Genomic DNA, 24545 nt, shown 5'->3' on the forward strand with positions numbered 1-24545 from the left:
CATGAAGGGAATCCAAGTATAATACCTTTACCGAATCCGAGGAGGAAGGCTCATGCATAAGGTACTGATTGTCGATGATGAGATTTTTGTGCGCAAAGGCTTGATTAATCTAATCGATTGGCCGTCGCTGCAATTCGAAATATGCGGCGAAGCGGAGAACGGAGCACAGGCGTTAACCCTTATCCAACAACGATCCCCGGATCTGGTCATCGTAGATATCCGAATGCCCGTGCTTGACGGTCTGGAACTAATCCGACAGGTGATTGCACAAGGTGGCCATCAGCCGTTATTTATCATACTGAGCGGGTACCCTGATTTCTCGTATGCGCAGCAAGCCTTTCGTTACAATGTGTCCGACTATATTCTGAAGCCGGTTAATGAACAGGAGATCGCAGCGACCCTCAAAAGAATCGCGACTACGCTGAATCAGAAACAACTTCTATCGATGACAAGAGAAAAGCCGCTTGTCGAGATCATTATCGAAAGCTTGGTCCAGGCCGAACCCGAAGAACAGGTGATGACGCAAATTGCGCACACGCTCGAGCTTCCTCTGACCTCTTCCTATTCGTATGTCATTGCAGAAATCCAGGACAAGCTCCCTCACAGGGAGATTGACTATATGCAACCGTTGCAAAGTTTGCTCCAGCGATTTTTCCATCTCGAAGGGCAACCTCTACTCATCCATGTACGCGCGTACAATCAATATGGCTTTATCGTGCCGCCATTGTGGCAAGACGAGCATTACGGCTCTGAACGGATGGGTTACATGAAGCTTCATCAGTGCTTGGAAGACCATTTATCGACGGAAATCGCTTTGTTTGCCGGTCATAAGGTCGATCAATTGAAGAAAATCGTTCACTCCCGCACCAGCGCCGACGAATGCTTGAAATACCGTTTTGCCGTCGGTTTTAATGGCGTATTCATGGCGGCGGAGCTGTTAGATCAGCCTCTCTATTATTACGATGTCGATGAAGAACTGCATAGCAAGCTGATCTATGAGGTTGAAGCCAATCATAAGGAAGGATACAACGGCGCGATCGATGCGATCTTCCTTGCCTTTAAGGAACGGTATTTCACTCCCGGCGCGGTTGCGAATACCGTAAGGCGAAGCATGATTGCCACGATTAACATTATTCGGCAGCTGGAAGGCAACGAAGAGGATCTCGCATGGTTGCAAGAACTCATGAATTGGCAGACTAAATATCGTAATTTGGACCAACTAAGGTCTGTTTTCACGAACTTCATCGCGGAAGCCGCAGCATATATCGCCAAGCAGCGCGGGGAAAAAAGCAATGGCAGTATTGAAAAAGTCAAAAAATATATCGATGGCCATTTCAGGGAAAACATCTACCTGAAGGGCATTGCCGCCGAATTCCATATGAACCCGATCTATCTTGGCCAGCTGTTCCGCAAAAATTACGGGATGTACTTCAATGAATACCTGTTGACGCTTCGCATCGAGGAAGCGAAACGTCTGCTGCGGCAAACGAAAAAACGCATGTACGAAATCGCCGAGCTCGTCGGCTTCCAGAACGCGGATTATTTCGCCACCCAATTCGAGAAGCTGGAGAAAATGAAGCCGTCGGATTATCGCAATAAAATGATCGATCCATCCTAAGGAGGTCCGTCTTGCTCAACTTTCGATTCCACCATTTGAAGCTCCGAAACAAGTTAATCGTCATCTATGTGATCTGCGTATTCCTGCCGATCGTGCTGACCAACGTGACGTTCTATCACGTGACCACCCTCAATGTCAAAAAACAGAAGACGGCCGACGCGGAGCAAGCGATGACCTTGTTGCAGTCCGAACTAGGAGCCCTGATTGACGATGCTGCGGGGATCTCCTACTTGTATTCGATCGACAATCAGCTGGGCGAACATCTGAATACCGAGCATGCTTCATCCGATCGCTATGTCGAGTCGCTCAGCGGCATATCGAATCTGTTTAACCGCGCGGACAAGGAGTACAAAACGATTAGCTCGGTGACGATCATGAGCGACAATCCGACGATTCTGACATCGAGCCATATTATTAAGCTCGAGGATGAAACGCGGGACACGGATTGGTATCGCCAAATCGTCAATTACAATAACACGTTTCCCCATCTGTATGTGACGCACGACAGCATCAGCGTCATACAGAAGCTGCCGAACCGCCGGTACGGGACATATGAGAATGTGGTCAAAATCGACTTGAATAAAAACTACGTTCAGCAAATTTTCGATCTATCCGGTTTTGAAGGCGATATTTATTTGCTGGATCCGTCCAATGAGGCGCGTTACGGCCGACTGGCAAGCGGTCAGCCTAGCGGGCTGATCACCGAAGACCGGTCGCCCCGTCTCGATGAGATCCCGAAGCCGAACAAAGCCATCGTGATTGCCAAACAGTATCAGTCTAGCCGTTACTTAAACGACTGGAAGGTATACGGCGTCCTTGACGAAGCGAACATCCTGTACGAAGTCAGGCAATCCGGCCGGTTTATCCTGTGGTTCGCAGCGATTAATTTCTTCGTGCCTACGATCGTCATCCTCATTTTCTCCCGCTCGATCCATACGCGAATCCAGGAGCTTCTGAAACACATGAAGTCTGTGCGCGGCAATAACTTCGAACGAGTCCCCTATCATCAAGAACGGGATGAAGTAGGCCAATTAGCGGTGGAATTCAATCGGATGAGCGCTCGGATCGAGAACTTGATCAACGATTTCTATGTTTCCGAGCTCCAGAAGAAAGAACTGGAACTGCGGCAACGGCAAGCCCAGCTACACGCGCTCCATAGTCAGATCAACCCTCATTTTTTATTTAACGCGCTTGAAACCGTCCGCATGCGAAGTCTGATGAACGGCGAATCGCAGACGGCCAAGACGATCCAGAACATGGCGACCATCTTCCGCAAATCGATTATCTGGAAGCGAAGCTTCGTTACGATTCGGGAGGAATTGGAATTGATCGAGTGCTTTCTGGAAATTCAAAAATATCGTTTCGACAGCAAGCTGGAGTATCATATCGAGGTCGATCAATCCGTTATGGCTATTGAGATTCCGAAGATGGCTTTTTTGCCGTTCGTGGAAAACGCGAGTATTCACGGGATCGAGAATATTCCCGGCATCGGCTATATTACGATTCAGATCGCGCAGGAACAGGAACAGATTATCTTCCTCATATCGGACAACGGGAGCGGCATCGCGCAAGAGAAGATCGACGAGCTTCACCGTTACATTCACGAGGATGATGCGATGGGCGATTCCATCGGCATGAAGAACGTCATGACGCGCCTCAAAATCTATTACGGCGAATCGTTCAACTTCGCCATCGCCAGTGCGCCGAACAAAGGAACGCGAATCACGCTGCGTCTGCCCATTACGCGAAGCGAATAAGATCTATCCGACAAATCTTAACTATTCAAAGACCGACCTAAGGTTTGCTATATAACAATTCATTTCTTTTTCTTCTACAATGAAAGTGCTTACACAACTTGATTAAGAGAAAGGGGATTTCAAGTGCGTAGAAAAAAGTGGCTTCCTACCAGCCTGGCCGTGCTAACGGCCGTATCGCTCCTCCTTGCCGGTTGCTCGTCGAATAATGGCGAGGGAGGAAAGACGAACAACACGAACAACAGCTCCGCGGCCAACGAGACGACCGGAGAGGTCAGCACAGACCCGGTTACCTTCACTTATTTCGGATTCGGAACGAATAAAGACGTGCTGGCAAGCGAAACGACGATCGGCAAGATCCTCCAGGAACAAACGGGCGTCGATTGGAAAATGGAGTTCGTTACCGGAGACCCGAGCACGAAGGCGGGCGTCATGATTGCCGGCGGCGCCTATCCGGATGTCATCTCGCCGGTAGGCGAACTGTCGAAGCTTTTGGATGCGGAAGCATTGATTCCGCTCAATGATCTGATCGAGAAGCATGGTCCTAATATCAAGCGCGTATATGGCCCTTACATGGACAAAATCACGAATGAAGACGGCAACATCTACATCCTGCCTTTCACGGCCAACATCGGCGGCTACCTGACGGATCCGGATGCGGGCAGCAACATCTGGATTCAACGCAGAGTGCTGAAGGAATTCGGCTACCCGAAGGTTAAGACGCTTGATCAGTATTTTGAACTGATCGAGAAATATCAAGCCAAATATCCTTCCGTAGACGGAAAAAATACGATCGGCTACGCTACATTCGCCGGCGAACCGGGTCAGTTCTATACGATAACCAATGCCCCGATGCATTTGGCCGGTTATCCGAACGACGGCAATGTGTTGGTTGATATGCAGACGCATGAAGCCAAGCTGTACCAGGGAACCGATTACGAGAAGCAATGGCTGCAGTCGTTGAACGAGTTGAACCTCAAGGGCTTGTTCGATCCGGAGAGCTTCACCGCGAACGGGGACCAATTCAAGGCCAAGCTGACCTCGGGCCGCGTGCTCGGATTCAGCGGTTACACCTGGCAGATCGGCGATGCCATCAACAACCTCAAGACAGCCGGTAATGACGATCTGCGCTATGTGCAGCTCCCGATCGTATTTGACGAGAGCATCACGGATGCCTACATGGACCCTCCTTCCTTTGTCAACAACCGCGGTCTCGGCATTAGCGTAAGCGCCAAGGATCCGGTTCGCATCATCCAATATTGGGATAACCTGCTGACCGACGAGAACCAGAAGCTGGTCCAATGGGGCGAAGAAGGCGTCACCTACTCCGTGAACGAAAAGGGACGTTACGTCATGAATGACGAGCAATTGGCCAATCGCAACGATAACGAGTTCAAACGCAAATACGGCTGGGCTTACTTCGATTATGAATGGCCGCGTTACGGCGATAACTCCGTGTATGAGGACGGCAATGCGCATCGCCCCTTCTCCCAGCCTGAAGTCGCGAACATCAATTATACGGATGGCGACCGAGCGCTGCTTGAAGCTTACGGTATCCAAACCTTCTCCGGTTTCTACGCGAAACCTGTGGAGAGACCTTGGTACCCGGCTTGGAGTATCGAGAAGCAGCAAGGTTCTCCTGAAGATATCTTCAATCAGAAAGCCGGAGATCTTCAGCAGAAGTATTATCCGAAGCTGGTTCTTGCCTCCGAAGGGCAGTTCGAATCCGTCTGGAACGACTATCTCAAAGAGTTCGGCAAACTGGATGCGGCCGGCTTCGAGGCCTTCATGACCGCCAAGGTGAAGGATCGCGTCGCAGGAAAGTGGTAAACGCCCGCTTCTAACGATTGTCGTGTACCGGGAAAAGCGATGCCATTCGCTTTTCCCTCTAACTATGCTAGGGACAGATAAGAGTATGCCGGAAGGGAGACGGATCGAGTGGGGAAACATACCGTGCAGCTGAAAGGTTCGGCTTCTGAAGATTCGCGCCTAAGCGCCTATTTCAAAGCATTGGGGAAGCAAAAAATGCTGATGCTCATGTCGCTGCCTTTTCTCGCGTGGGTCATCGTATTCAAATATATTCCCCTCTGGGGCTGGACGATCGCCTTTCAAAAATACAGGCTGGGCAGGGATATTTTCGACCAGGCTTGGGTTGGATGGGATAACTTCAAGTATTTGTTTAAGGAACAACAGTTTTACCTCGTGTTGCGCAATACGCTTGTGATGAGCTCGATTAATCTTGTCATGGGATTCGTAACCGCTATCGTATTAGCGCTTCTCCTGAATGAACTCCGCAGAATCGCCTTCAAGCGGACGGTGCAGACGATCAGTTATTTGCCGCATTTCATCTCGTGGGTCGTCGCCGCCAATATCGTCCAGACGGCGCTTGCGCCGGAGGGAATTATCAACGTGTTGCTCCTTCAGCTCAATCTGATCGATAAGCCCGTCTTGTGGCTCGGCGTCGGCGAATATTTTTGGGGCATTCTCGGCGTGACGGAAATATGGAAGAACGTCGGTTTTAATACGATTATTTATTTGGCAGCCATCACGACCATTGACCCTACCCAGTACGAAGCGGCCCGGATCGACGGCGCGTCGCGCTTGCAACAAATGTGGCATATTACGCTCCCGGGCATAAAGCCCGTCATTGTCATCTTGCTCATCATGAACCTGGGCCATATCCTCGAGTCCGGCTTCGAGCCGCAATACCTGCTTGGCAATGGCATGAACGTTGAATATTCGGAAAATCTTGATATATTCGTTCTGAAGTATGGGATACAGATGAATAACTATGGATTGGCGACGGCAGCCGGCATGTTCAAAACCGTGGTCAGCTTCATCTTCCTTATCGTTGCCAACAACCTCGCCAAACGGCTTGGCGAAAGCAGACTGTACTGATGAAAGGCGATGATACGATGTTAAAAACAAAATCGACTGGATTCTCTTCCGTTGGCGATCGAATATTCGACGCGTGCAATTACGTCTTCATGATTTTTTTAATCTTCGTCACCTTGTATCCTTTCATTAATATGTTCGCCTTGTCGTTCAACGACGCCAACGACTCCATCCGCGGCGACATCTATTTTTGGCCGCGCGAATGGACGCTCCGAAACTATGCGTATGTGTTTAACGAATCGAACGTGTTCTACGCGACCTTCATTTCCGCGGCACGGACGATCGTCGGGACGATCGTTTCCGTATTTTGCACGGCGATGCTGGCCTATGCGATCAGCCGGCCCGAATATAAATTGAAGACATTCATTTCCATTACCTTCATCTTCACGATGTATTTCAGCGGCGGCTTGATCCCGAACTATCTGCTTATTAAAGAACTCAGCATGCTGAACAGCTTCTGGGTCTACATCATTCCGGGCATCATCGGCGTGTTCAATATGATCGTCGTTCGGTCCTTCATCGAAGGGTTGCCGGAAGGCATCATGGAATCGGCCAAAATGGACGGCGCGGGCGACCTCACCACCTTTATTCGCATCGTGCTTCCGCTGACCATGCCCGCTCTGGCGACCGTAGCTCTGTTCGTGGCCGTCTATCAGTGGAACTCCTGGTTTGACGTATTCCTGTACAATTCTTCACGGCACGACCTGAGTACGCTGCAATACGAGTTGGTGAAGATCTTGTCCACGTCGGACACGGGCTCTTCAGCCGCTGACCAATATGCCGATGCTCAGGGAGGCGCCGATATCGTAACGCCGACATCGGTTCGCGCTACGATGACGATCGTTGCCAGCGTGCCGATCATTATGGTCTATCCGTTCCTCCAGAAGTATTTTGTCAAAGGCATGATCGTCGGCGGAGTAAAGGGATAACCGAACAAGCAGATAAGTACCGGAGGAGTGGAAATCAATCTGATGAAGAAACAAGGCGTAAATCCTTACTTGCCGTCCTGGGAGTATATCCCCGACGGCGAGCCCCATGTGTTCGAGGACAGAGTCTACGTATACGGCTCGCATGACCGTTATAACGGGCATGTCTTCTGTCTGAACGATTACGTCTGCTGGTCGGCGCCCGCGAACGATCTGGCGGACTGGCGATATGAAGGCGTAATCTTCGAGAAGGCGGACGATCCGCTGAATCCGGACGGACGCATGTGCCTCTATGCCCCTGATGTCACCCAAGGTCCGGACGGACGTTATTATCTGTTCTATGTGCTGGATAAGGTATCCGTCGTGTCGGTCGCCGTCTGCGATACGCCTGCCGGCAAGTATCAATTTCACGGCTACGTGCAGTATGCCGACGGGACGCGCCTGGGCGAACGGGCGGGCGATCAGCCGCAATTCGATCCGGGCGTCTTGACGGAGGGCGACCTCACTTACCTGTATACCGGGTTCTGCGCGATCGGAGACAAGTCGCGCAAGGGCGCGATGGCCACCGTCATCGGGCCGGATATGCTGACGATCCTCGAAGAACCGGTGTTCATCGCGCCCAGCGAGCCGTACAGCCAAGGATCCGGCTACGAAGGACACGCGTTCTTCGAAGCGCCATCCATCCGCAAGCTTGGCGATACGTACTATTTCGTCTATTCCTCCGTCGTCATGCACGAGCTGTGTTACGCGACCAGCAAGCATCCGACGAAAGGCTTCGAATACCGCGGCGTCATCGTAAGCAATAACGACATGCATATCGATTCGTATAAGCCGGCGGGCAAGCCCATGTACTATGGCGGCAACAATCACGGCGGCTTGGTAAAAGCAAGCGGTCAATGGTACATCTTCTATCACCGCCATACGAACGGTACGAGCTTCAGCCGCCAAGGCTGCATCGAACCGATCGAGATCCTCGAAGACGGTACCATACCGCAGGTGGAGATCACGACGAGCGGTCCGAACGGCGGCCCGCTCGTCGGGCGTGGCCAGTTCCCGGCCTATTTAGCCTGCCACCTATTCACGGAGACGGATGAGAGCTACACGGGCACGCACGGCGCATGGATGGACGGCCGATTCCCGAAGATCACCCAAGACGGCAAAGACGGAGACGAAGAGATCGGTTATATCGCGAATATGCGGGATTCCGCAACGGCGGGATTCAAGTATTTCCAATGCGAGGGCGTGAATCGCGTGATGATTCAGGTTCGCGGATACGCCCAAGGCAGCTTCGAGGTCAAAACGGCATGGGATGGTCCAACGCTTGGATCGATCCCGGTCGATTTCACGAACGTATGGACGACGTATGCGGCCGACATCGCGGTTCCGAACGGCGTTCAAGCTTTATACTTCACGTACAGGGGCATCGGCAACGCAAGTCTGGCGTCGTTCACGTTGGAATAATTGAGAGACCGATTGAGATAGGCGATGTATCCAAAGTAACGAATGGCAGCCTGACTTCACGTCAGGCTGCCATTTTCACACTGTATAGCGTCGGTCGCAGTCGACAGATAGGTAACGAACGAATTATCCGATATCCCCGGTCCGAATGGGAGCGGCTAGAACCATTTTGCCCCGCGGTTGATCACCTAACGCATCGGGCTCTAACGTGATGGCAATGGTATCGTAGTCGTTGGGCTCGAACGAATAGTAGAGCGCACCGTTTCCTTGTTCGGCTAGAAAAGTCCCGGCGCTAACTTTGGTCTCCCCTTTAATCAGCCACACTTGAAAGGCTTCCGTTCCCTTCAACTGGGGGAGTTGTTCCGCTTGAACGAGCAAATGAGTTCCCTTCTGGTCAATAACGATCGTCGCTAATCCCTCGGAAACGAAATCCTCGGCAGCAGGAGACAATTTAACGGCTTGCTCCACTTTCACGGGCTCACCTGGCTTTATGTCAGATCCAGCAAGCTGTTGATTCAAATCATGAATCGTTACTTGTTGATAACCCGCAAAGAAAACGAGTAGCGCCACAGCGGCTGATAACCCAGGAATAAGCCAACGGCTTTGCCCATTCTTGCGATTCAACCGACGTTCCGTCGCAAGTGAGGTCGATTGTTTTGCTCCTGTCGTGTCCGCATTCGCCTCTTGTCCAAGAACATTGGAAAGGACCCTCTTCTTCATGCCCGCTGGCACTGGCTGTTCCTCTACGGCAAGAGGCAACAGGTCGATGACTTGCTGCAGCTCCGATTGATTGGCCTGGCATGCTTCGCAGCGTGACAAATGAACTTCAAACTCCGCCTTATCTTTCGCATTTAGTCCGTCCAACAGGTAGATCTCCAATAGTTCGCAATCGCGATTTTGTCCGTCCATTCGGGTTACCTCCTTTCAAATTCGACCAACCGCGTTCTGAGATGTTTTAAAGCCAATCGAATTCGGCTCTTCACCGTACCGAGCGGAATTCCCCTCTTCTCGGATATTTCTTGTTGAGTCAGCCCTTGATAGTACATCAGATCAAGCACATGTTGCTGTTCCTCATTAAGCTCCCTCACCGCATTCTTGACTTCGGCCGCCATCAAATTATTGGCTGCTTGCTCTTCCAGGTTCACCTGATCGTCAATCAACTCGGCAAAGGTCTCCGCATCTTGCGTCTGTTTAGCCGTTCGGTTTTGTTTGTTGCGAAGCTGATCAATCGCAATATTTCGAAGGATGGCGAACAGCCATGTCGACACTTTGCTTTGCGATCCGTCGAATGTATGAGCGCGATTCCAAATGCGCATGAACAATTCCTGCACGATTTCTTCAGCTAACATCGCATCGCCGACAAAACGATAAGCGTAGGCGTATAGCGGCTTCTCATAACGATCATATAGCGCCTCAAGAGCGACGGGGTCCTGTTGGCTGATTCTCTGCATGATCAAAGCCTCGTCTATTGGTGTCTCCACGGAAGACCTCCTCTCTTATACTCCCCCCATTATAGTTGTTCGAGAATAAACATTCGATGGATGATATGAAAAGTTTTTTTTCGAATCGGTGATCCAACCTCGCGTCTGTTTCGAATAGCTATATGAAAGACTTTAGAGCCTAAATGAGGAGGAATCTACAAATGAAAGGAATACGCAACAAAATCGCAATTCTTATGTTATCGCTGCTATTGCTTGTACCTGCGCTGGCGAACGCGCATACGGTCAGCACGAAAGGGGCGACGCCCGACCTGCGTTCGGCTCTGGGCCAGTTGCTTGGCGAACATGCGTTGCTGGCCATAATCGCGATGCAAAAAGGCTACGATGGCGCGTCCGACTTCGCCCATGCGGCCGGAGCGTTAAACCATAATACGGATGAATTAACGGCAGCCATCGCTTCCTTATATGGCCAATCCGGCGGAGAAGCTTTCAAGGAAATCTGGAACTCTCACATCGGCTACTTTGTCGACTATGTAAAGGCAACGGCCGCGAGCGATGAAGCCGGCAAGAAAAAGGCGATCGACGAACTTGAGGAATACCGGATGGAACAAGCAAAATTCTTTGCGGCGGCCAATCCGAACTTCAACGAGCAAGTGATCGCAGGCGAATTAAAAAGCCACATCGAGCATTTACTGTCCGCATTTGATCATTATGTCGCGAAAAACTATGCTGCCGCTTATAGCGATGCCGCAACGGCGTACTCCCATATGTATATGACCGGCGATGCCTTAACCGCGGGCATTACGGCCCAATTCCCGGCGAAGTTCCCGGATGCGGCAGCGTCGAATCCAGCATCCGATCTGCGTTCCGCGCTGGAGCAAAAGCTCGGCGAGCACGCCTTGCTGGCCGTATTCGCCATGCAAAAAGGAATTGACGGTGCCGCCGATTTCGGCGATATTGCCAGCTCTCTAAATCGAAATACGAATGATATCACTGCCGCCGTTGCCTCCGTGTACGGAGAAGAAGCAGGCGAGGCCTTCCGCACGATCTGGTCTTCCCATATCGGGTATTTCGTGGATTACGTCAAGGCGACTGCTGCCGATGACATGAACGCTAAAGCCAAGGCGACTGCGGAACTTGAGCAATATCGGATGCAACAGGCAAAATTCTTTGCGGCGGCCAACCCGAACTTCAGCGAACAGGCAATCGCCGGCGAGCTCAAGAACCACATCAACCATTTGCTTGATGCATTCAACAAATATGCAGCAAAGGACTACGCGAAGGCTTATTCTGACATCCAGGAAGCCTATAGCCACATGTTCCCTACAGGCGCTGTGCTTGCCGACGGGATTGCGAAACAGTTCCCGGATATTTTCCATACGGCAGCGTCTTCTACACCGCCCGCCGTTCAAAAGGTATGGTTCCAAATCAAATCGAACCTGCTCATTATCGATGGTAAAACCACCCAAATGGATACCATGCCGCTTATGGACAAAGGAACGACGTACATCCCTCTTCGTTACTTGGCGGAAGGAATCGGCGCCAGCATCGTTTGGGATGCCGACAACAACTCTGTATGGGTTATTGCGGGAAACAACAAGGCGGAGTTCTGGATCAATGCCGAATACATGGAGCTTAACGGCAAACGGATCGAGATTGGAAGCCCTGTCCTGAGCCGAGATAACCGCACCCATGTACCGGTTCGCTTCATTGCGGATTTGTTCGGATGGGATGTCGATTACAATTCGGAAGATGGATCGATCACGCTGACGAAAACCGCGGAGATGGAACTGTCTCACGAACATGACCTGATGTAATTTCGAAATAAAAATAACCGACTTCTGTCCCACTACAGAAGTCGGTTATTCCTATCCATTTTTTCTTTGATTCCGTTCATTATTCAAGTATTTTCTGAGCTGTCATCAACTCTAATAGGCTAAAAACAAATCCACTAGCAATTCCTATACTATAGAATGTAAACATATCTTTTGAAAAAACCTCCTTAACTTTATCTGAAAGCACAAGAGAGCTAAACCATATCGGTCAGCTCTTCATTTAATAAACTAATGATATTTTACGAACCTTCCTTAGAACAGCAACATTTGACCCTCAGTTGGAGCCGTGGCTTTGTTTTCTGGTTTCTTCTCTAAAACCTCTCGGGTCGGTTCAACTATCGGCGTTTGTGACGGTATTTTGACCTTAGAGGAGTAGGTGTGCTCACTTTTGCAGGATGGGCACAAATAAAGTTGCTTGGGCAAACGTGACTTCGCCAAGACAATACGTTCCTCGATAGACAATCCCTTCGCTTGAGCACAGCTTCCACAAAGTATTTCCATGATTCATTCTCCTAACTTTTATCGTTTATCCATATTATCATTATTATGAATTCCTTGGATATCGTTTTTCAGCATAAGTCTGGTATTTAACCTGATTGCTTCAGTTTAAAAGCTTTTGAATACACGAGCAATCGCGGCGGAGAAGATTCCTCTTTTAAGATTGGCGTTCGCCTCTCCCGTTCGAGACTCATGATATCTCCGATTAGTTCTTCCTATAGATATAAATCTTCGTGCGATACATGTCGCTGCAAGTCAATACACGCTCTGCCTCCCATCCCGGCATGGCAAAACAAATGCTCATCACTCTTGACCCGAACGCCAACTGGTCGCGAAAGATCTCGTTTAACCGCCTCATCGCGCCGGGATACAAATAGCAGATGACGAGGTCAGCCTCTTTATAGTCATATACGTATAGACTTTTGCGCACATAGAATATCCGACCTCGAGCAAGAAGCCTCGCCACGAGCAAGGGAATCAGCGAATTTTCAATGCCGATAATGCGCTTTTCGCGATAACGCGCGTAGATCGCCTGACACAGCGTTCCCCAGCCGGACCCGGCGTCCACAATCGTTTGCGCTTCCGGATAGCGGCTCAGCTCTTGAACGACAACTCGCCGCACCGGAGCTGAGGCGGGCATCGGAGATATTCCGTTGCGTATACTGGCATAGATGATAGAGATCATGATGACCGACGCCAAAACGATCGCGCACACGGTGATATAGGGATAGTCGGGGATAAACAGATTCCTCCTTTTCCTGTCAAAAAATATGACTCAGTATATACCGGCGCGATCGTTGTTATACGGGTGGAGCATTCGCTTAGCCACATCATCTGCCTCTGATCCCAGTATATCGATCAGCATAATTTCGTTCTCGATACAACGAGCGGCGAAGATGGCGAGCTTCGTGCGCGATATTATGGTGACGAAGGGGGAATGATTGTTCTATAATTTACGGGTAATGCTATAGGCGCCAGGAGGAGGAAAGAAAATGCAACTCATCGACAAAACGAAAGTCCAGCAATTTTTAGATATCCTAGTCGATTGCGATTTATATATCCATCTCGAGATGACAACGGGAGCTTATGCAGCGCATCTGGATCGTACGAAACATCCAGCCGCGACCTTTATTTCGAACGCCGTTATTCGTTATTCCCACGGTTCGATTTCCGGGGACGGCCCATATCGTGTCGGTTTGAAAACGGAGCTTGGCTGGGTTTATTCCGAAGGGCTTACCCACTATGAAGAGACGGATTCCGATAGGCTCATCCTCGCGGGTCACGACACTGCAGGAAAACTCGTTGTGGCGTTGCAATTGAGTCGGGAACCATTCTAAGGTAAAGGGGGAATTGAACAATGATGAAACGACATATCCTAGTTGTGCTTCCGCATCCGGACGACGAAGCGTTCGGCGTGTCAGGGACGCTTGCCATGCATCTCGACCAAGGATCGGCGGAAGTCACTTACGCGTGTTTGACTTTAGGAGAAATGGGCCGCAACATGGGAATACCGCCTTTCGCTAACCGGGTCACTCTACCCTCCATACGCAAGCAGGAACTGGAGGCTTCTTGCCGTGCCATTGGCATTTCGGATCTCAGAATGCTTGGATTCCACGATAAAATGATCGAATTCGAGGATAAAGCGAAGTTAGACGGAAGCATCGAGGCGCTCATCCAAGAGCTGAATCCTTCATTGGTTATTACTTTCCACCCAACGCTGAGCGTTCATCCCGATCACAACGCATGCGGGGCGGCGGTAATCCGAACGATCGGCAGAATGCCTGCAGAACATAGGCCGGCCGTGCATTGCATGGCATTCGCAAACAATCACGAACAAGAAATCGGAAAGCCTGATATCATTAATGACGTTACAGGTTACCTGAAACAGAAAATGGCATCTATTCAAGCCCATAAGTCCCAATTCCAAGCCGCTGAATTGTTAGGTAACAAAAAATTATCGGATGCGGAAATCCAGGCGCGCTTCGGAACGGAACGATTCTGGACGTATCGATTCTCATAATAGTCTAATTATTAAAGAGAAATACAAAGGCCGAGTATTAGTTGAACTCGGCTTCTGTATTTTCGCATGCCTCACAGAAAACAAAACAGCAATAGCTAAGGACGAGAAAATTATATTAGACTAATCAACGCAGTATCCTTAGGTGAAAGGACAGCTTGGATTGATACCATACTTATTTTCTTTCTATCAGACCACCGTTCTCTAAATATAAAACTCGATCGCACAGCGGCAGAACGCGCTCATCGTGCGTGACCATAACAGCGCTCTTGCCTAGTTCTCTTGCTTCTTCTGCAAGCATGCGTACAACGTCCATTCCTCTGGAGGCATCTAGACTCGCCGTAGGCTCGTCCGCCAACAACACAGCTGGGTCGTTCATGAGTGCTCTGGCAATGGCGACGCGCTGACGTTCACCTCCGGACAACTTGTCGGGATAAGCACTTCGGCGATGATTCAAGCCAAGCATATCAAGCAGCTCCCGAATACGTTCGGCCGCCTTCCTCTTATTCATATTCCCCAGCTTTGCAACCAGCGTCAACTGCTCTTCCACTTTTAAATAAGGAATCAAATTCGCACTCTGAAAAATAAATCCGATCTTATGAAGGCGAATATCGGACAATTCTTGCTTGTTTTTATCGGATACCGATTCACCATCGAGCAAGACCTCACCGCCTTTTGGATCAAGGAGTGCTCCTGCAATCGATAAAAAGGTGCTTTTACCCGAACCGGACGGCCCCATAACAGCGACCAATTCACCTTCAGATACCTGCAGGTTCAGGTTATTTAGTACCGTTCGCTGGATGCCGCCATCCTCGAAGGTGTGAGTGATATTATTCAAAATCAGTCTATGTCTCATGCTGCGGTCCTCCCAATTGCATCCAAGGCATCTATTTTTGTTACTTTCCAAACGGAAAGCAAGGATCCAACGAGGGACATTGTAACAAAAGCGATGCTTGTTAACGCCATGGTAGAGGATTGAAGCAGAAACGGCATTCCGCTAGGCAAGATGGATTCAGTCGCTTGGATAAGAAGCATGCTGACGACTAGACTGCCTGCTGATAATAGTAACACTTGAAGAGCAACGCTTCGAACAAGGTACCCGGTGCGCGTTCCGATCGCCTTCAGGATTCCGAACTGACTGCTTTTCTGAATGGTGATGACATAGAAAAACACAGCTAAGACGAACGAAGAGATGATAAACAAAAAGATAATCATCATCCAAAGTGATCCCTGTTCTTCCTTATAGCCAGGGATGGCCGATACGGCATCTGCCTTAGTCACGATTTCGGCGTCAGCGAGAACTGCGGTAAGCTGTTCCTTGTGATGTGTATTTGCTTTTACGGCAACCGCATTGTAAGTTGAATCTGTCCATTTTGTCGCACTCGGCGTCGTTATAGTCGTCAATTGAAGCTGTTGCCAATCGTGTTCATTCAGAAAGACTGCTGGTGAGTGGCTGAATGATTCATGGTTAACAAAACCGCTGACCGTCCATTTTAAGCCTGAGGCCTGATCAATCAAGACCGTGCCTAGACCAATTCCCGAATCTTTCAGCTTACGATCCACAAGTACCTGCCCAGTCCCGGTGGCTGTGATTGCTGCACCTTCGGTTAATTTGGGCATCAACCAGCCTTCCGGATTTATACCAAGAAGCGTTACGTCCAGTTTGCCAATCTTCCCCTCTGCTGTCATGGTGGTCATCTTGACACCAAGTGGTTGAACATTATCTTCTCCGACAATTGAACTTGCTTGCAATAATACTTGTTCACTGATTTGTGAACGGGTAAAGCGATGATTCGAATCCTTCTCCATAATAAAATGCGTAGCATCCATATTCTGAATCGATGCAGCATTATCATAGGCAAGTCCACGCGCTAGCCCGGTAACAAAAAGAACCAAAAAGGCGACGAGCAGCATTATTATCGCTATGAGCGAATAACGGACTTTTGCAAACCTCATCTCTCGAATGGCCAAATACATTGTGCTTCCCTCCCTTGAATGTCCTCAGTATAGGAAGCGAATATAAACGGCGCATAAATAACAAATTACAATTTGGGGAGCGTTACGTGAAAACGGGCGCCTTCCCCTGGTGAGCTGCTCACATGGATATTCCCCTCGTGCAGCTGCACAATCTTTTTCACGATGGAAAGTCCCAGACCCGTTCGACCCGAAGAACGTTCACGTGCACGATCGACACGGTAGAAGCGATCGAATAAAAAAGGTAAATGTTCAGATGCGATTCCTTCCCCGGTATCCGAGATTATGATACATGTATGCGATTGTCCTTCCTCAGCCCGGACTTCAACGCTACGCCCCGTCGGGATATGATTCACCGCGTTGCTCAACAAATTAGTCCATACCTGCAGCAGCAGCACCTCATCGCCATAAACCTTAAGCTGTTCGGGAATTGACAGCTTCAATAGCAGTTCCTTCTCCTCTAGCTGCCATTGCAACATCTCTACGGCTTGACGGATTTGGCTTCGTAAAGAGAAGCTCTTTTTGTTCAGCGCCTCTTCCCCTTGTTCCAGTGTAGAGAGCAGCAACAACTGTTTGCTCAGCATAGAGAGATGCCGGCTTTCGGCTTCTACGATAGCGGCATATTGCTCGCGTTCTTCTTTCCGTAGATCCCCTTGCGCTAAAACTTTAGCAAACCCTTGAATTGAGGTAAGGGGCGATTGGATTTCGTGTGATACGTTCGCTACAAACTGCTGTCGTGCCAGGTCGACGCGCTCCAACTCCCGGCTCATCGTAGTAAAATGCTCGGCTAACTGACCGATTTCATCACGTCTACCTGTCGCTAACCGGTAATTGTAGTCCCCTTGCGCGAGGCGTTTAGTCGCTTCAGTTAACCTTGTGATTGGCTTGACGATATAGCGCGTGCTGATCAAAAACAATAAAATACTGATTAGGATGGTCAGCAATCCGACTAAGGCAAAGAAGGTACGAAGCTCGCCAAACTGCAGCAAAACATCCGGCCGCATAAACAAGGCGTATTTTTTCATTGATGATTGAACGGGCACGCCTACGGTATTGCTTAATCGGTTATCAAAGAATCCGGAGATGAACGGCTTGTTCGGGAACCGCGCTACTCCGTGATAAACGCCGCCGCCTAGAACCAGTGCGATATCCTGCTTGTCCAGATCCTGCCGTCGGAAACTCCTTCCGAAGAAATGGGATTCCCCTTGCCCATCCGTCACATAGATTTCGTACCCAAGCGCGGCCGCATTGCGAAGATAGCGCTCCATACTTGTAGGCTCTACTTCAATGAATTCCTTCATATCCTCAGCAATGGATACAAGCTTCTCGTCGTTGTAAGGTTTCAGTTTCATATGGTAGTACGTATTGGACGCGAGAAACCCTAATATACTGCTCGCTAGAATGACCGCTAAAGTGATCAGAAACACACGGTAGTATAAGGATTTCATTTTTCCCTCACCACAATCTTGTAGCCGATGCCGCGAACCGTCTGAATCATAAAGTCATCCGAATAATCGGCAAAACGCTGACGGAGTCGGTTGATATGTACAATGACCGTATTGTCATCTCCTTCATAATCCGGACCCCATACAAGACGAATAAGCTCGTCGCGGGAAAACAGACGTCCTGGATATTGCGCTAATTGGGCCAGCAACTCGAATTCTTTCATCGGCAGCAAAAATACCGATTGGCCGTCGGACACTTCAACATTTTTGCGATCAATGGTAATACGATGCATCCGGATGATGTCATTAGCCACCCGGTTATAGCGGCGGAACAGCGCCTTGACCCGGTAAAGCAGCTCTTCCGGCTCGAAAGGTTTGGTTACGTAATCATCTGTCCCTCTTTGATAGCCTTGTTCTTTATCGGACAACTGATCTTTAGCCGTAAGCAAAATAATTGGAATGTCATAATGCTGGCGAATATATTCGCACAGTTCAAATCCGTCCATACGTGGCATCATCACATCAATGATTGCGATATCGATTTGGGAGTGTTTCATTACTTTTACTGCCTCACCCCCATCCTGAGCTTCATGCACGCTAAATCCTTCCCGGGTCATGACATATCTCACCAATGCTCTAATACTTGGGTCATCGTCAGCAAGCAATAGATGGTTCAACACAACAACCTCCAGTTCATTCCCTTTGTTTGGTGATAGCATAACACAAACAAAGCCGACTCAACGTAGTTTCGTTCCCCTCTATGAACACGACCCGATGTAATTTCGGAACAAAAATAAACCGATTTCCGCCTCAAGACGGAAATCGGTTTATACCCACTTATTTTCGAAACCATTCGCCTTCGCTTCCTGCATTTGTCGGATCACTGGCAGGTCTAACTATTGAATAACGGTATTGTCGAAGCCGCGTTCAGCGCGCCAATTCGAATTCGGTCTAGCAGCAACGCCTGTCCGTCAGCTTGCCTTAACTTGATCGATTTAGGCTCTCCCGGCAGCAGCTCGAAGAAATTGTCGCTCATCCGGACGTTGCCCTGCGGGATATCAATGGTCACCAGCCTGGCGACTGCGCCTGTCGTCCTTAATGTCACAACTCCAAGCTCTGCGTCCACGCTTGCCGTCAACTGTGCTTGCGGCAAGTCGAGCTCCTTATGGTCCCGGAGATAATAATAGTTGTCCTCGCAATCCCATCCCGGTGCCGATAGCCTCACCAACGCCCTATCTGGAGAAAGTCCGCCGAGGATGTCGAGCTCTTCCCACTCTCCCAGCTTTACGGCCGTATTGGCTCCAACTTCGGCAGCCGTTTCCAACGATCTCACAAGCTTGCCTTCAAAATCGTACACCTGCAGCGTCACCTTGCCCGAGCAGGCTTGCAGACGGTCATTAACGACCCACAGCTTGAGCGGCTCTCCGGGATCGTGATCCAGCGTAAGGTGCAGCGGATGATAAAATTTACGAGCATAATAGAATGAAGCCTTCGGCAGCAGCTCATAATCGATCAATGACCAGCTTGTTCCTGGCCAGCTGTCGCCATGCTGCCAGATGAGAGCGCCGCTTGTTCTGGCCTTGTTGCGGCGATAATGCTCAATGCCGTATTTGAGTCCTTCTGCCTGCGTCAACATCGAAAACCCCATATATTCCTCGATGTCGGAAGGAATGCCGGTAAATCCCTCCATCAGCAGAATGCCTTTTTGATGATTCGTATCCTTGTTCCGGTAAGCCATCTCGACGCTCCCCCAATAGAACTCCTCGTCGGGAACGTATTTCTCCAGCGTATAGCGATTGGCCGAGGCATGCATGCCGAATTCGCTGCTGAACAACGTATCGTCTTTTTTATAATTTTTGAAGGTAACGCCTTCGATGCTGTAATCAAGCATCGTTCGGTCGCCGAATTTGCGTGGATAGACCGACCCGTGCCAGACTTGCCAGTTATGCCGGTCACCCACCTCCGGATCGTTCGCGTCGTTGCCGCCATATGGCGAAGACGGCCAATAAGGGCGGGAATCGTCGTATTGCTCCAGCACCTCAGGCAATAAATGATGGTAGATCGACTCGCCGTAGAACGGGCAGGTGATATCGCCGTCAGACGACTTCATATCGTACAGCCAATCAATTTCGTTGTTCCCGCACCATATGGCAAGCGATGCGTGATTGCGCAATCGCTTAATATTGCAAATCGCTTCCTGTCTGACATTGTCCATGAAATCAGCATTGTAATCAGGGAAGAGCGCGTTTGCGAAAGCAAAGTCCTGCCAAACAAGGACGCCCAGCCGGTCGCACTCGTCATAAAAGAAACTTTTTTCGTAAATGCCCCCGGCCCAAATGCGCAGCATATTCATATTCGATTCAACGGCCAGTTCAATGAGATCCGTATAACGCTTATCGGGCGCCGAGCCGATGAAATTGTCCACTGGAATCCAGTTGGAGCCTTTAGCAAACAAACGAACGCCATTTAATTGGAAAGCAAAAGCATGCCGGCCATGTTCATCCTGCAGCAACAGCTCGATCGTACGAATGCCGAAAGGCTTGCGGTAGCGATCCGTTTCTTGTCCATCCGCGTACAGAATGACTTCAAGATCATACAGGTATGGCTGGCCAAGATCATGGGTCCACCATAGCTCTGGATGGTCAATATTCAAACTCACTTCCGCACGCGAGCGCGCAAGCTTGCCAGCCGCTTCTGCCGCCGTATCGCCAAGAGCGTCCACCAGACTGGCTCGATAGGTCAATTCGACGCTGCGATTGAAGCATTTTGCCTCAATGGAAGCCCGCACGGTCGCCATACCCTTGTCAGCCGTCTCCGTGCGCGCATACACGCTGTCCAGACGAGCGAGCTTGCTGCGCTTTAGATGAACCTTGCCCCAGATGCCTGTCGTCACCATGCGAGGACCCCAGTCCCAGCCGAAATTCATGGCCGCCTTGCGAATCCAAGGGCGCTCCTTCGTATAGGAGGACCATTGCATCTGAGCTTTGTCTCGATTATGCAGGGACAGCGGATCGAACTTGACCGCCACCGTATTTTTACCGCGATTCGCAATGCGTGTCACATCGTAAACATAACTGCGGTGCATATTGGCCGTTTGCCCAATCTCCAGACCGTTCACATAGATTGTGGCGAACGTGTCCAATCCTTCGAACACAAGCTCCAGCCGTTCATCCTGGCTTGGCGCTTCATCCAGCTGGAACTTGGTCCGATACCACCATTCCTTCTGCTCGATCCATCTGCATTTGATGTCGTTATGGCCGTAATAAGGATGCTCGATCAGCTTCCTCTCAATCAGTGTGGAATGAACGTCGCCCGGCACGGCAGCCGTAATCCAGAAGCGATCGTCCAGACCGGCGTCCGCGAGCTGAAGCGGCGGCACCTGTCCGACCTCATAATGCTGTAATCTCCATTCGCCCGATAGTTCCATAAGGTCCTCCATGTTACCCAATAAATTTTTGGTCCGACTTAAGCTCCGGCAACAGTGTGCGTAAGCTTTGTCGGACCAAATGGCTGTCTGTCTATTCGTTTACCGTTTCCATACTGGATGTTTATTTCAGTTTGGCTTCCGCCGCTTTTCCTTTTTCAACTAGCGTCTCATACGCTTGCTCCAGCGTCGTTTTGTTGAACATGACCGATTCCATCTCGGATTTGTACGTAGACACGAAATCTTCCGCGCCTGCGGGAGCAGGATAGAACGGCAACGCTTTTTCTTTGGCCACTCCCAGCAAATCGATGCCAAGCTGCTCGCCAGCCGTAAAAGAGCTTTCGATCGATTTCAATATATCGTTATTGATCGGAATACCGCGCACGGTGCCGAGCGTTTTGCCCGCTTCCGCATTCGAAATGAACCATTTAATAAATTCCTTCGCTTGCGCCTGATTTTTCGATGCTGCGCTTACCGAGAAGAAAATCGTCGATTGCGCCCAGCCGCCGCCGGCTTCGCCAATCGGGTAGCTGTTGACGGCAATGCGTCCGCCAGGGAGCAAGGCTTCGATTGCAGTTGCGGAACCTACCGATGCGCCTCTTAGCATAACGCGTCCAGTGCCGAACGTATCCGTCTGCGGATCGTTTTCCTTGGATGTAAGTTGAAGGTCCGCCGGCGGTACGATGCCTGCTTTTTGGAACTCGGCATATTTGCTGTTGAATTCAAACCAAGTATCCTTGTCCAAGTTAAACGTCGTGCCGTCCTTAAAGATTGGGCCTAATCCTTTCGACGTTTGATAGAATTGGTACCATTCCCAGATGTTTCTGAGATCATCGATCGGATATTTGTCTTTCGGGAGCTTCGTGCGGGCTTCCTCTGCGTAAGCGAAGAAGTCTTCCCACGTCCAGTTGTTGGTCGGGAGCGTAATCCCGGCTTCCTCGAGCGCAACTTTGTCGTATACCATGCCTTGCCCATTGTAGCTGAGCGGAACGCCGTACACTTTGCCGTCGATCTTGATATTGTCGATGACCTGCTCGTCAACGATACCGGACAAGTCAATGTCGGACAGATCCGCTAACAGGCCGCGCTTGACATAACCTTGAATATAGGCTGCGTCCATCTGCATAATGTCGGGAAGCGTTTTCGACGCGGCGAGCGTCGGAAGCTTCTGCCAGTATCCGTCCCAAGCGGTGAACTCGGGAGCGAAGGTCACTTTCGGATTGGCGGCCGTGTACATATCTAGCGCTTTTTGGGTCGCTTCGTGACGCACGTCGGATCCCCACCACATAATTTTCAGATTGGCCGCTTTATCGGAGGAGCCGCTTCCGCTGTTGCCGGCATTGCAGCCGGACAATACGAGGACGGATGCCAGGGCACCGACCGCCAACGTTTTTAACCAAGGTCTAGTCTTTTTCATGTGAACACTCCCTTTAATATAATGAAATGAGGAAGCCGTAAGACAGATGGAGCATGGATGGGTTTAGCCCTTAAGGCCTGTTGTTGCGATGCCTTCCACGAAATGCTTCTGAGCCAGGAAGAAGATGATGGCCGAAGGAGCGACGGATAGCAACGACATCGCCAGCAATTGTCCCCATTGCACTTCGAACTGATCAATGAACATCCTCAGCCCCAAGCCTACCGTAAACTTCTCCACGGAGCTCAAGTAGAGCAGTTGGGCGAAGAAATCGTCCCAGCTCCACAAGAAGGTGAAGATGCCTACCGTGAATAGCGCCGGTTTAATCAATGGAGCGATAATGCGGAAAAAAATGGCGTAAACCGATGCGCCGTCAATTTGTGCCGCTTCGTCCAGCTCTCGCGGAATACCCCGGATAAACTGCACGACAAGGAAGACGAAGAATGCGCCGCCGCCGAAAAAATGCGGCAAGATGAGCGGAATGTAGCTGTCTGTCAAACCTAGTTTGTTATACATAATGTACTGCGGCACGACGGTAACCTGCGATGGCAGCATGAGCGTCATTAGCAACACGGAAAACCAGAAGTTGCGGAACCGGAAGTTGAGACGGCCAAAGCCGTAACCGACGAGAGCGGCCGTCAGCACGCCGCCGAGCACGCTCCAAAATTCCATGATGAGCGTATTGGCAAAAAACTTTGCGAACGTATATTGGGATGAGTACGACCAGCCGTTCGTATAGTTTTCCCACATGTACGTTTCGGGCCATAACGTCGGCAGGGATAGCTCCGCTTGGCTTTTGAAGGAAGCGCCGATCCACCAGATGACCGGGTAAATCATGAGAAGTGAAAACGGAATCAGAATCAGATGGTTCTTCCAAGAACTTTGTTTTTCCGTCATCAATTGGATTTGCCCCCTTCCGACTCGTAATGGACCCAGTACTTGGACACTGTGAAGTTAATAAGAGTGAACACGCCGATAATAAGGAGAAGGATCCAAGCCAGCGACGATGCATAACCCATTTGATATTGCTTGAACGCTTTCTCATACAGGAACAATACGTACATGTAAGTCGAGTTGGCCGGACCTCCGCCAGTGATGACGAATGCCGAGGTGAACATCTGAAAAGCATTGATAATGCCGAGCACCAAATTGAAGAATATGACCGGCGAGAGCATCGGAAGCGTAATGCTGTAAAATTTCCGAAACACGCCTGCGCCGTCAACGGAAGCGGATTCATAGAGATCTTTAGGAATCTGCTTCAAGCCGGCCAAGAAAATAACCATCGTAGAGCCGAACTGCCAAGTATTGAGCAAAATCAGAGTACCGAGCGCCGTATCCGGATTGGCGATCCAGCCGACGCCCTGAATGCCAAACCAACCCAGAATATGATTGATGTACCCTTCAAGACCGAACATGTTGCGCCATAAAGCCGCGACTGCGATGCTGCCCCCAATTAAAGAAGGGAAATAAATGAGTGTTCTGTATATGCTCATGCCTTTTACGTTTTTGTTGAGGAGCATGGCAACCAATAAAGAGAACATCATCTTGATCGGCACTGCAAAAAGCACGAATGTAAACGTAACGATGAGCGACTTCACGAATAGCTTGTCGGATAAAATATTCGAATAATTCTCCGTTCCTATCCAGACCGGAGAATCAAGCAGAGAATACTCGGTAAATGACAAATAAAGCGATTGTAAAATCGGCCATAGAGTCAGAAGAAGAAACCCTATTAGCCACGGGGAAATAAAAAGATATCCAGCCGTGTTATGCTGAAACTTTTTGCCGGATCCGCTTTTTTTACCAAACATGGCATAACCTCATTTCTATAGAATTCAATCTATAAAG

The 24545-nt window shown here is 49.9% G+C and carries 21 protein-coding genes; 9 read left to right on the forward strand and 12 right to left on the reverse strand.

Going from position 1 to position 24545, the window contains the following annotated elements:
• The first annotated feature begins 52 nt into the window (after window positions 1-52).
• From FHS18_RS00430 to FHS18_RS00455, 6 genes are all read left to right on the forward strand, one after another.
• Complete coding sequence (locus tag FHS18_RS00430; protein ID WP_183595827.1) at window positions 53-1618, forward strand: response regulator transcription factor; 1566 nt, start codon at window positions 53-55, stop codon at window positions 1616-1618.
• A gap of 11 nt (window positions 1619-1629) precedes the next feature.
• Window positions 1630-3375, forward strand: a complete 1746-nt coding sequence (locus FHS18_RS00435; protein WP_183595829.1) for a sensor histidine kinase — start codon at window positions 1630-1632, stop codon at window positions 3373-3375.
• Between the two features lie 123 nt (window positions 3376-3498).
• The gene (locus tag FHS18_RS00440) at window positions 3499-5202 is read left to right on the forward strand and encodes an extracellular solute-binding protein (RefSeq protein WP_183595831.1); all 1704 of its coding nucleotides are present in this window, start codon (window positions 3499-3501) and stop codon (window positions 5200-5202) included.
• A 108-nt stretch (window positions 5203-5310) separates the two neighbouring features.
• Window positions 5311-6270 (forward strand): ABC transporter permease, encoded by a 960-nt coding sequence (locus tag FHS18_RS00445; RefSeq protein ID WP_409348526.1) that lies wholly within the window; start codon window positions 5311-5313, stop codon window positions 6268-6270.
• A gap of 17 nt (window positions 6271-6287) precedes the next feature.
• Window positions 6288-7196: a carbohydrate ABC transporter permease gene (locus FHS18_RS00450; protein WP_183595833.1), complete on the forward strand. Its 909-nt coding sequence runs from the start codon at window positions 6288-6290 to the stop codon at window positions 7194-7196.
• Window positions 7197-7238: 42 nt separating this feature from the next.
• On the forward strand, window positions 7239-8654 hold the full coding sequence (locus FHS18_RS00455) for a family 43 glycosylhydrolase (RefSeq protein WP_183595835.1): 1416 nt from the start codon (window positions 7239-7241) through the stop codon (window positions 8652-8654).
• 123 nt (window positions 8655-8777) lie between these two features.
• On the opposite strand, the gene FHS18_RS00460 is transcribed toward FHS18_RS00455, so the two are convergent.
• Window positions 8778-9560, reverse strand: coding sequence for an anti-sigma factor (locus FHS18_RS00460; RefSeq protein ID WP_183595837.1), 783 nt, complete (start codon window positions 9558-9560; stop codon window positions 8778-8780).
• A 5-nt stretch (window positions 9561-9565) separates the two neighbouring features.
• Entirely contained in the window at window positions 9566-10132 is a 567-nt protein-coding gene (locus FHS18_RS00465) for an RNA polymerase sigma factor (protein WP_343060338.1), read from the reverse strand.
• A 161-nt stretch (window positions 10133-10293) separates the two neighbouring features.
• Here FHS18_RS00465 and FHS18_RS00470 point away from each other — a divergent pair, with 161 nt between their 5' ends.
• Window positions 10294-11907 carry a copper amine oxidase N-terminal domain-containing protein gene (locus FHS18_RS00470; protein ID WP_183595839.1) on the forward strand — a complete coding sequence of 538 codons (1614 nt, stop codon included), beginning with the start codon at window positions 10294-10296 and terminating at the stop codon, window positions 11905-11907.
• 270 nt (window positions 11908-12177) lie between these two features.
• Here FHS18_RS00470 and FHS18_RS00475 read toward each other — a convergent pair whose 3' ends face one another.
• Window positions 12178-12426 carry a hypothetical protein gene (locus FHS18_RS00475; protein ID WP_183595841.1) on the reverse strand — a complete coding sequence of 83 codons (249 nt, stop codon included), beginning with the start codon at window positions 12424-12426 and terminating at the stop codon, window positions 12178-12180.
• 202 nt (window positions 12427-12628) lie between these two features.
• Window positions 12629-13123, reverse strand: coding sequence for a class I SAM-dependent methyltransferase (locus FHS18_RS00480; RefSeq protein WP_246427383.1), 495 nt, complete (start codon window positions 13121-13123; stop codon window positions 12629-12631).
• Between the two features lie 292 nt (window positions 13124-13415).
• On the opposite strand from FHS18_RS00480, the gene FHS18_RS00485 reads away from it, so the two are divergent.
• Window positions 13416-13760, forward strand: a complete 345-nt coding sequence (locus tag FHS18_RS00485) for a YojF family protein (RefSeq protein WP_183595843.1) — start codon at window positions 13416-13418, stop codon at window positions 13758-13760.
• Window positions 13761-13783: 23 nt separating this feature from the next.
• Window positions 13784-14443, forward strand: a complete 660-nt coding sequence (gene bshB2, locus FHS18_RS00490; protein ID WP_183597248.1) for a bacillithiol biosynthesis deacetylase BshB2 — start codon at window positions 13784-13786, stop codon at window positions 14441-14443.
• A 172-nt stretch (window positions 14444-14615) separates the two neighbouring features.
• Here the strand turns inward: bshB2 and FHS18_RS00495 are convergent, their stop codons facing one another.
• The 8 genes from FHS18_RS00495 to FHS18_RS00530 all read right to left on the reverse strand — a co-directional run bounded on the left by FHS18_RS00495 (window position 14616) and on the right by FHS18_RS00530 (window position 24508).
• The gene (locus FHS18_RS00495) at window positions 14616-15296 is read right to left on the reverse strand and encodes an ABC transporter ATP-binding protein (protein ID WP_183595845.1); all 681 of its coding nucleotides are present in this window, start codon (window positions 15294-15296) and stop codon (window positions 14616-14618) included.
• Complete coding sequence (locus tag FHS18_RS00500; RefSeq protein ID WP_183595847.1) at window positions 15293-16417, reverse strand: ABC transporter permease; 1125 nt, start codon at window positions 16415-16417, stop codon at window positions 15293-15295. The genes FHS18_RS00495 and FHS18_RS00500 overlap by 4 nt, the downstream gene beginning before the upstream one ends.
• Window positions 16418-16482: 65 nt before the next feature.
• Window positions 16483-17862 (reverse strand): sensor histidine kinase, encoded by a 1380-nt coding sequence (locus FHS18_RS00505; protein WP_183595849.1) that lies wholly within the window; start codon window positions 17860-17862, stop codon window positions 16483-16485.
• Complete coding sequence (locus FHS18_RS00510) at window positions 17859-18578, reverse strand: response regulator transcription factor (protein ID WP_221401161.1); 720 nt, start codon at window positions 18576-18578, stop codon at window positions 17859-17861. Before FHS18_RS00510 ends, FHS18_RS00505 begins: the two co-directional genes overlap by 4 nt.
• 173 nt (window positions 18579-18751) lie before the next feature.
• Window positions 18752-21286 (reverse strand): beta-mannosidase, encoded by a 2535-nt coding sequence (locus FHS18_RS00515; protein WP_183595853.1) that lies wholly within the window; start codon window positions 21284-21286, stop codon window positions 18752-18754.
• A 121-nt stretch (window positions 21287-21407) separates the two neighbouring features.
• Entirely contained in the window at window positions 21408-22700 is a 1293-nt protein-coding gene (locus FHS18_RS00520) for an ABC transporter substrate-binding protein (protein ID WP_183595855.1), read from the reverse strand.
• Window positions 22701-22763: 63 nt separating this feature from the next.
• Window positions 22764-23594: a carbohydrate ABC transporter permease gene (locus FHS18_RS00525; RefSeq protein WP_183595857.1), complete on the reverse strand. Its 831-nt coding sequence runs from the start codon at window positions 23592-23594 to the stop codon at window positions 22764-22766.
• On the reverse strand, window positions 23594-24508 hold the full coding sequence (locus FHS18_RS00530; protein WP_183595859.1) for a carbohydrate ABC transporter permease: 915 nt from the start codon (window positions 24506-24508) through the stop codon (window positions 23594-23596). The genes FHS18_RS00525 and FHS18_RS00530 overlap by 1 nt, the downstream gene beginning before the upstream one ends.
• Between the last annotated feature and the right edge of the window lie 37 nt (window positions 24509-24545).

It is taken from the genome of Paenibacillus phyllosphaerae (assembly GCF_014192105.1).
GTDB lineage: Bacteria > Bacillota > Bacilli > Paenibacillales > Paenibacillaceae > Paenibacillus_Z > Paenibacillus_Z phyllosphaerae.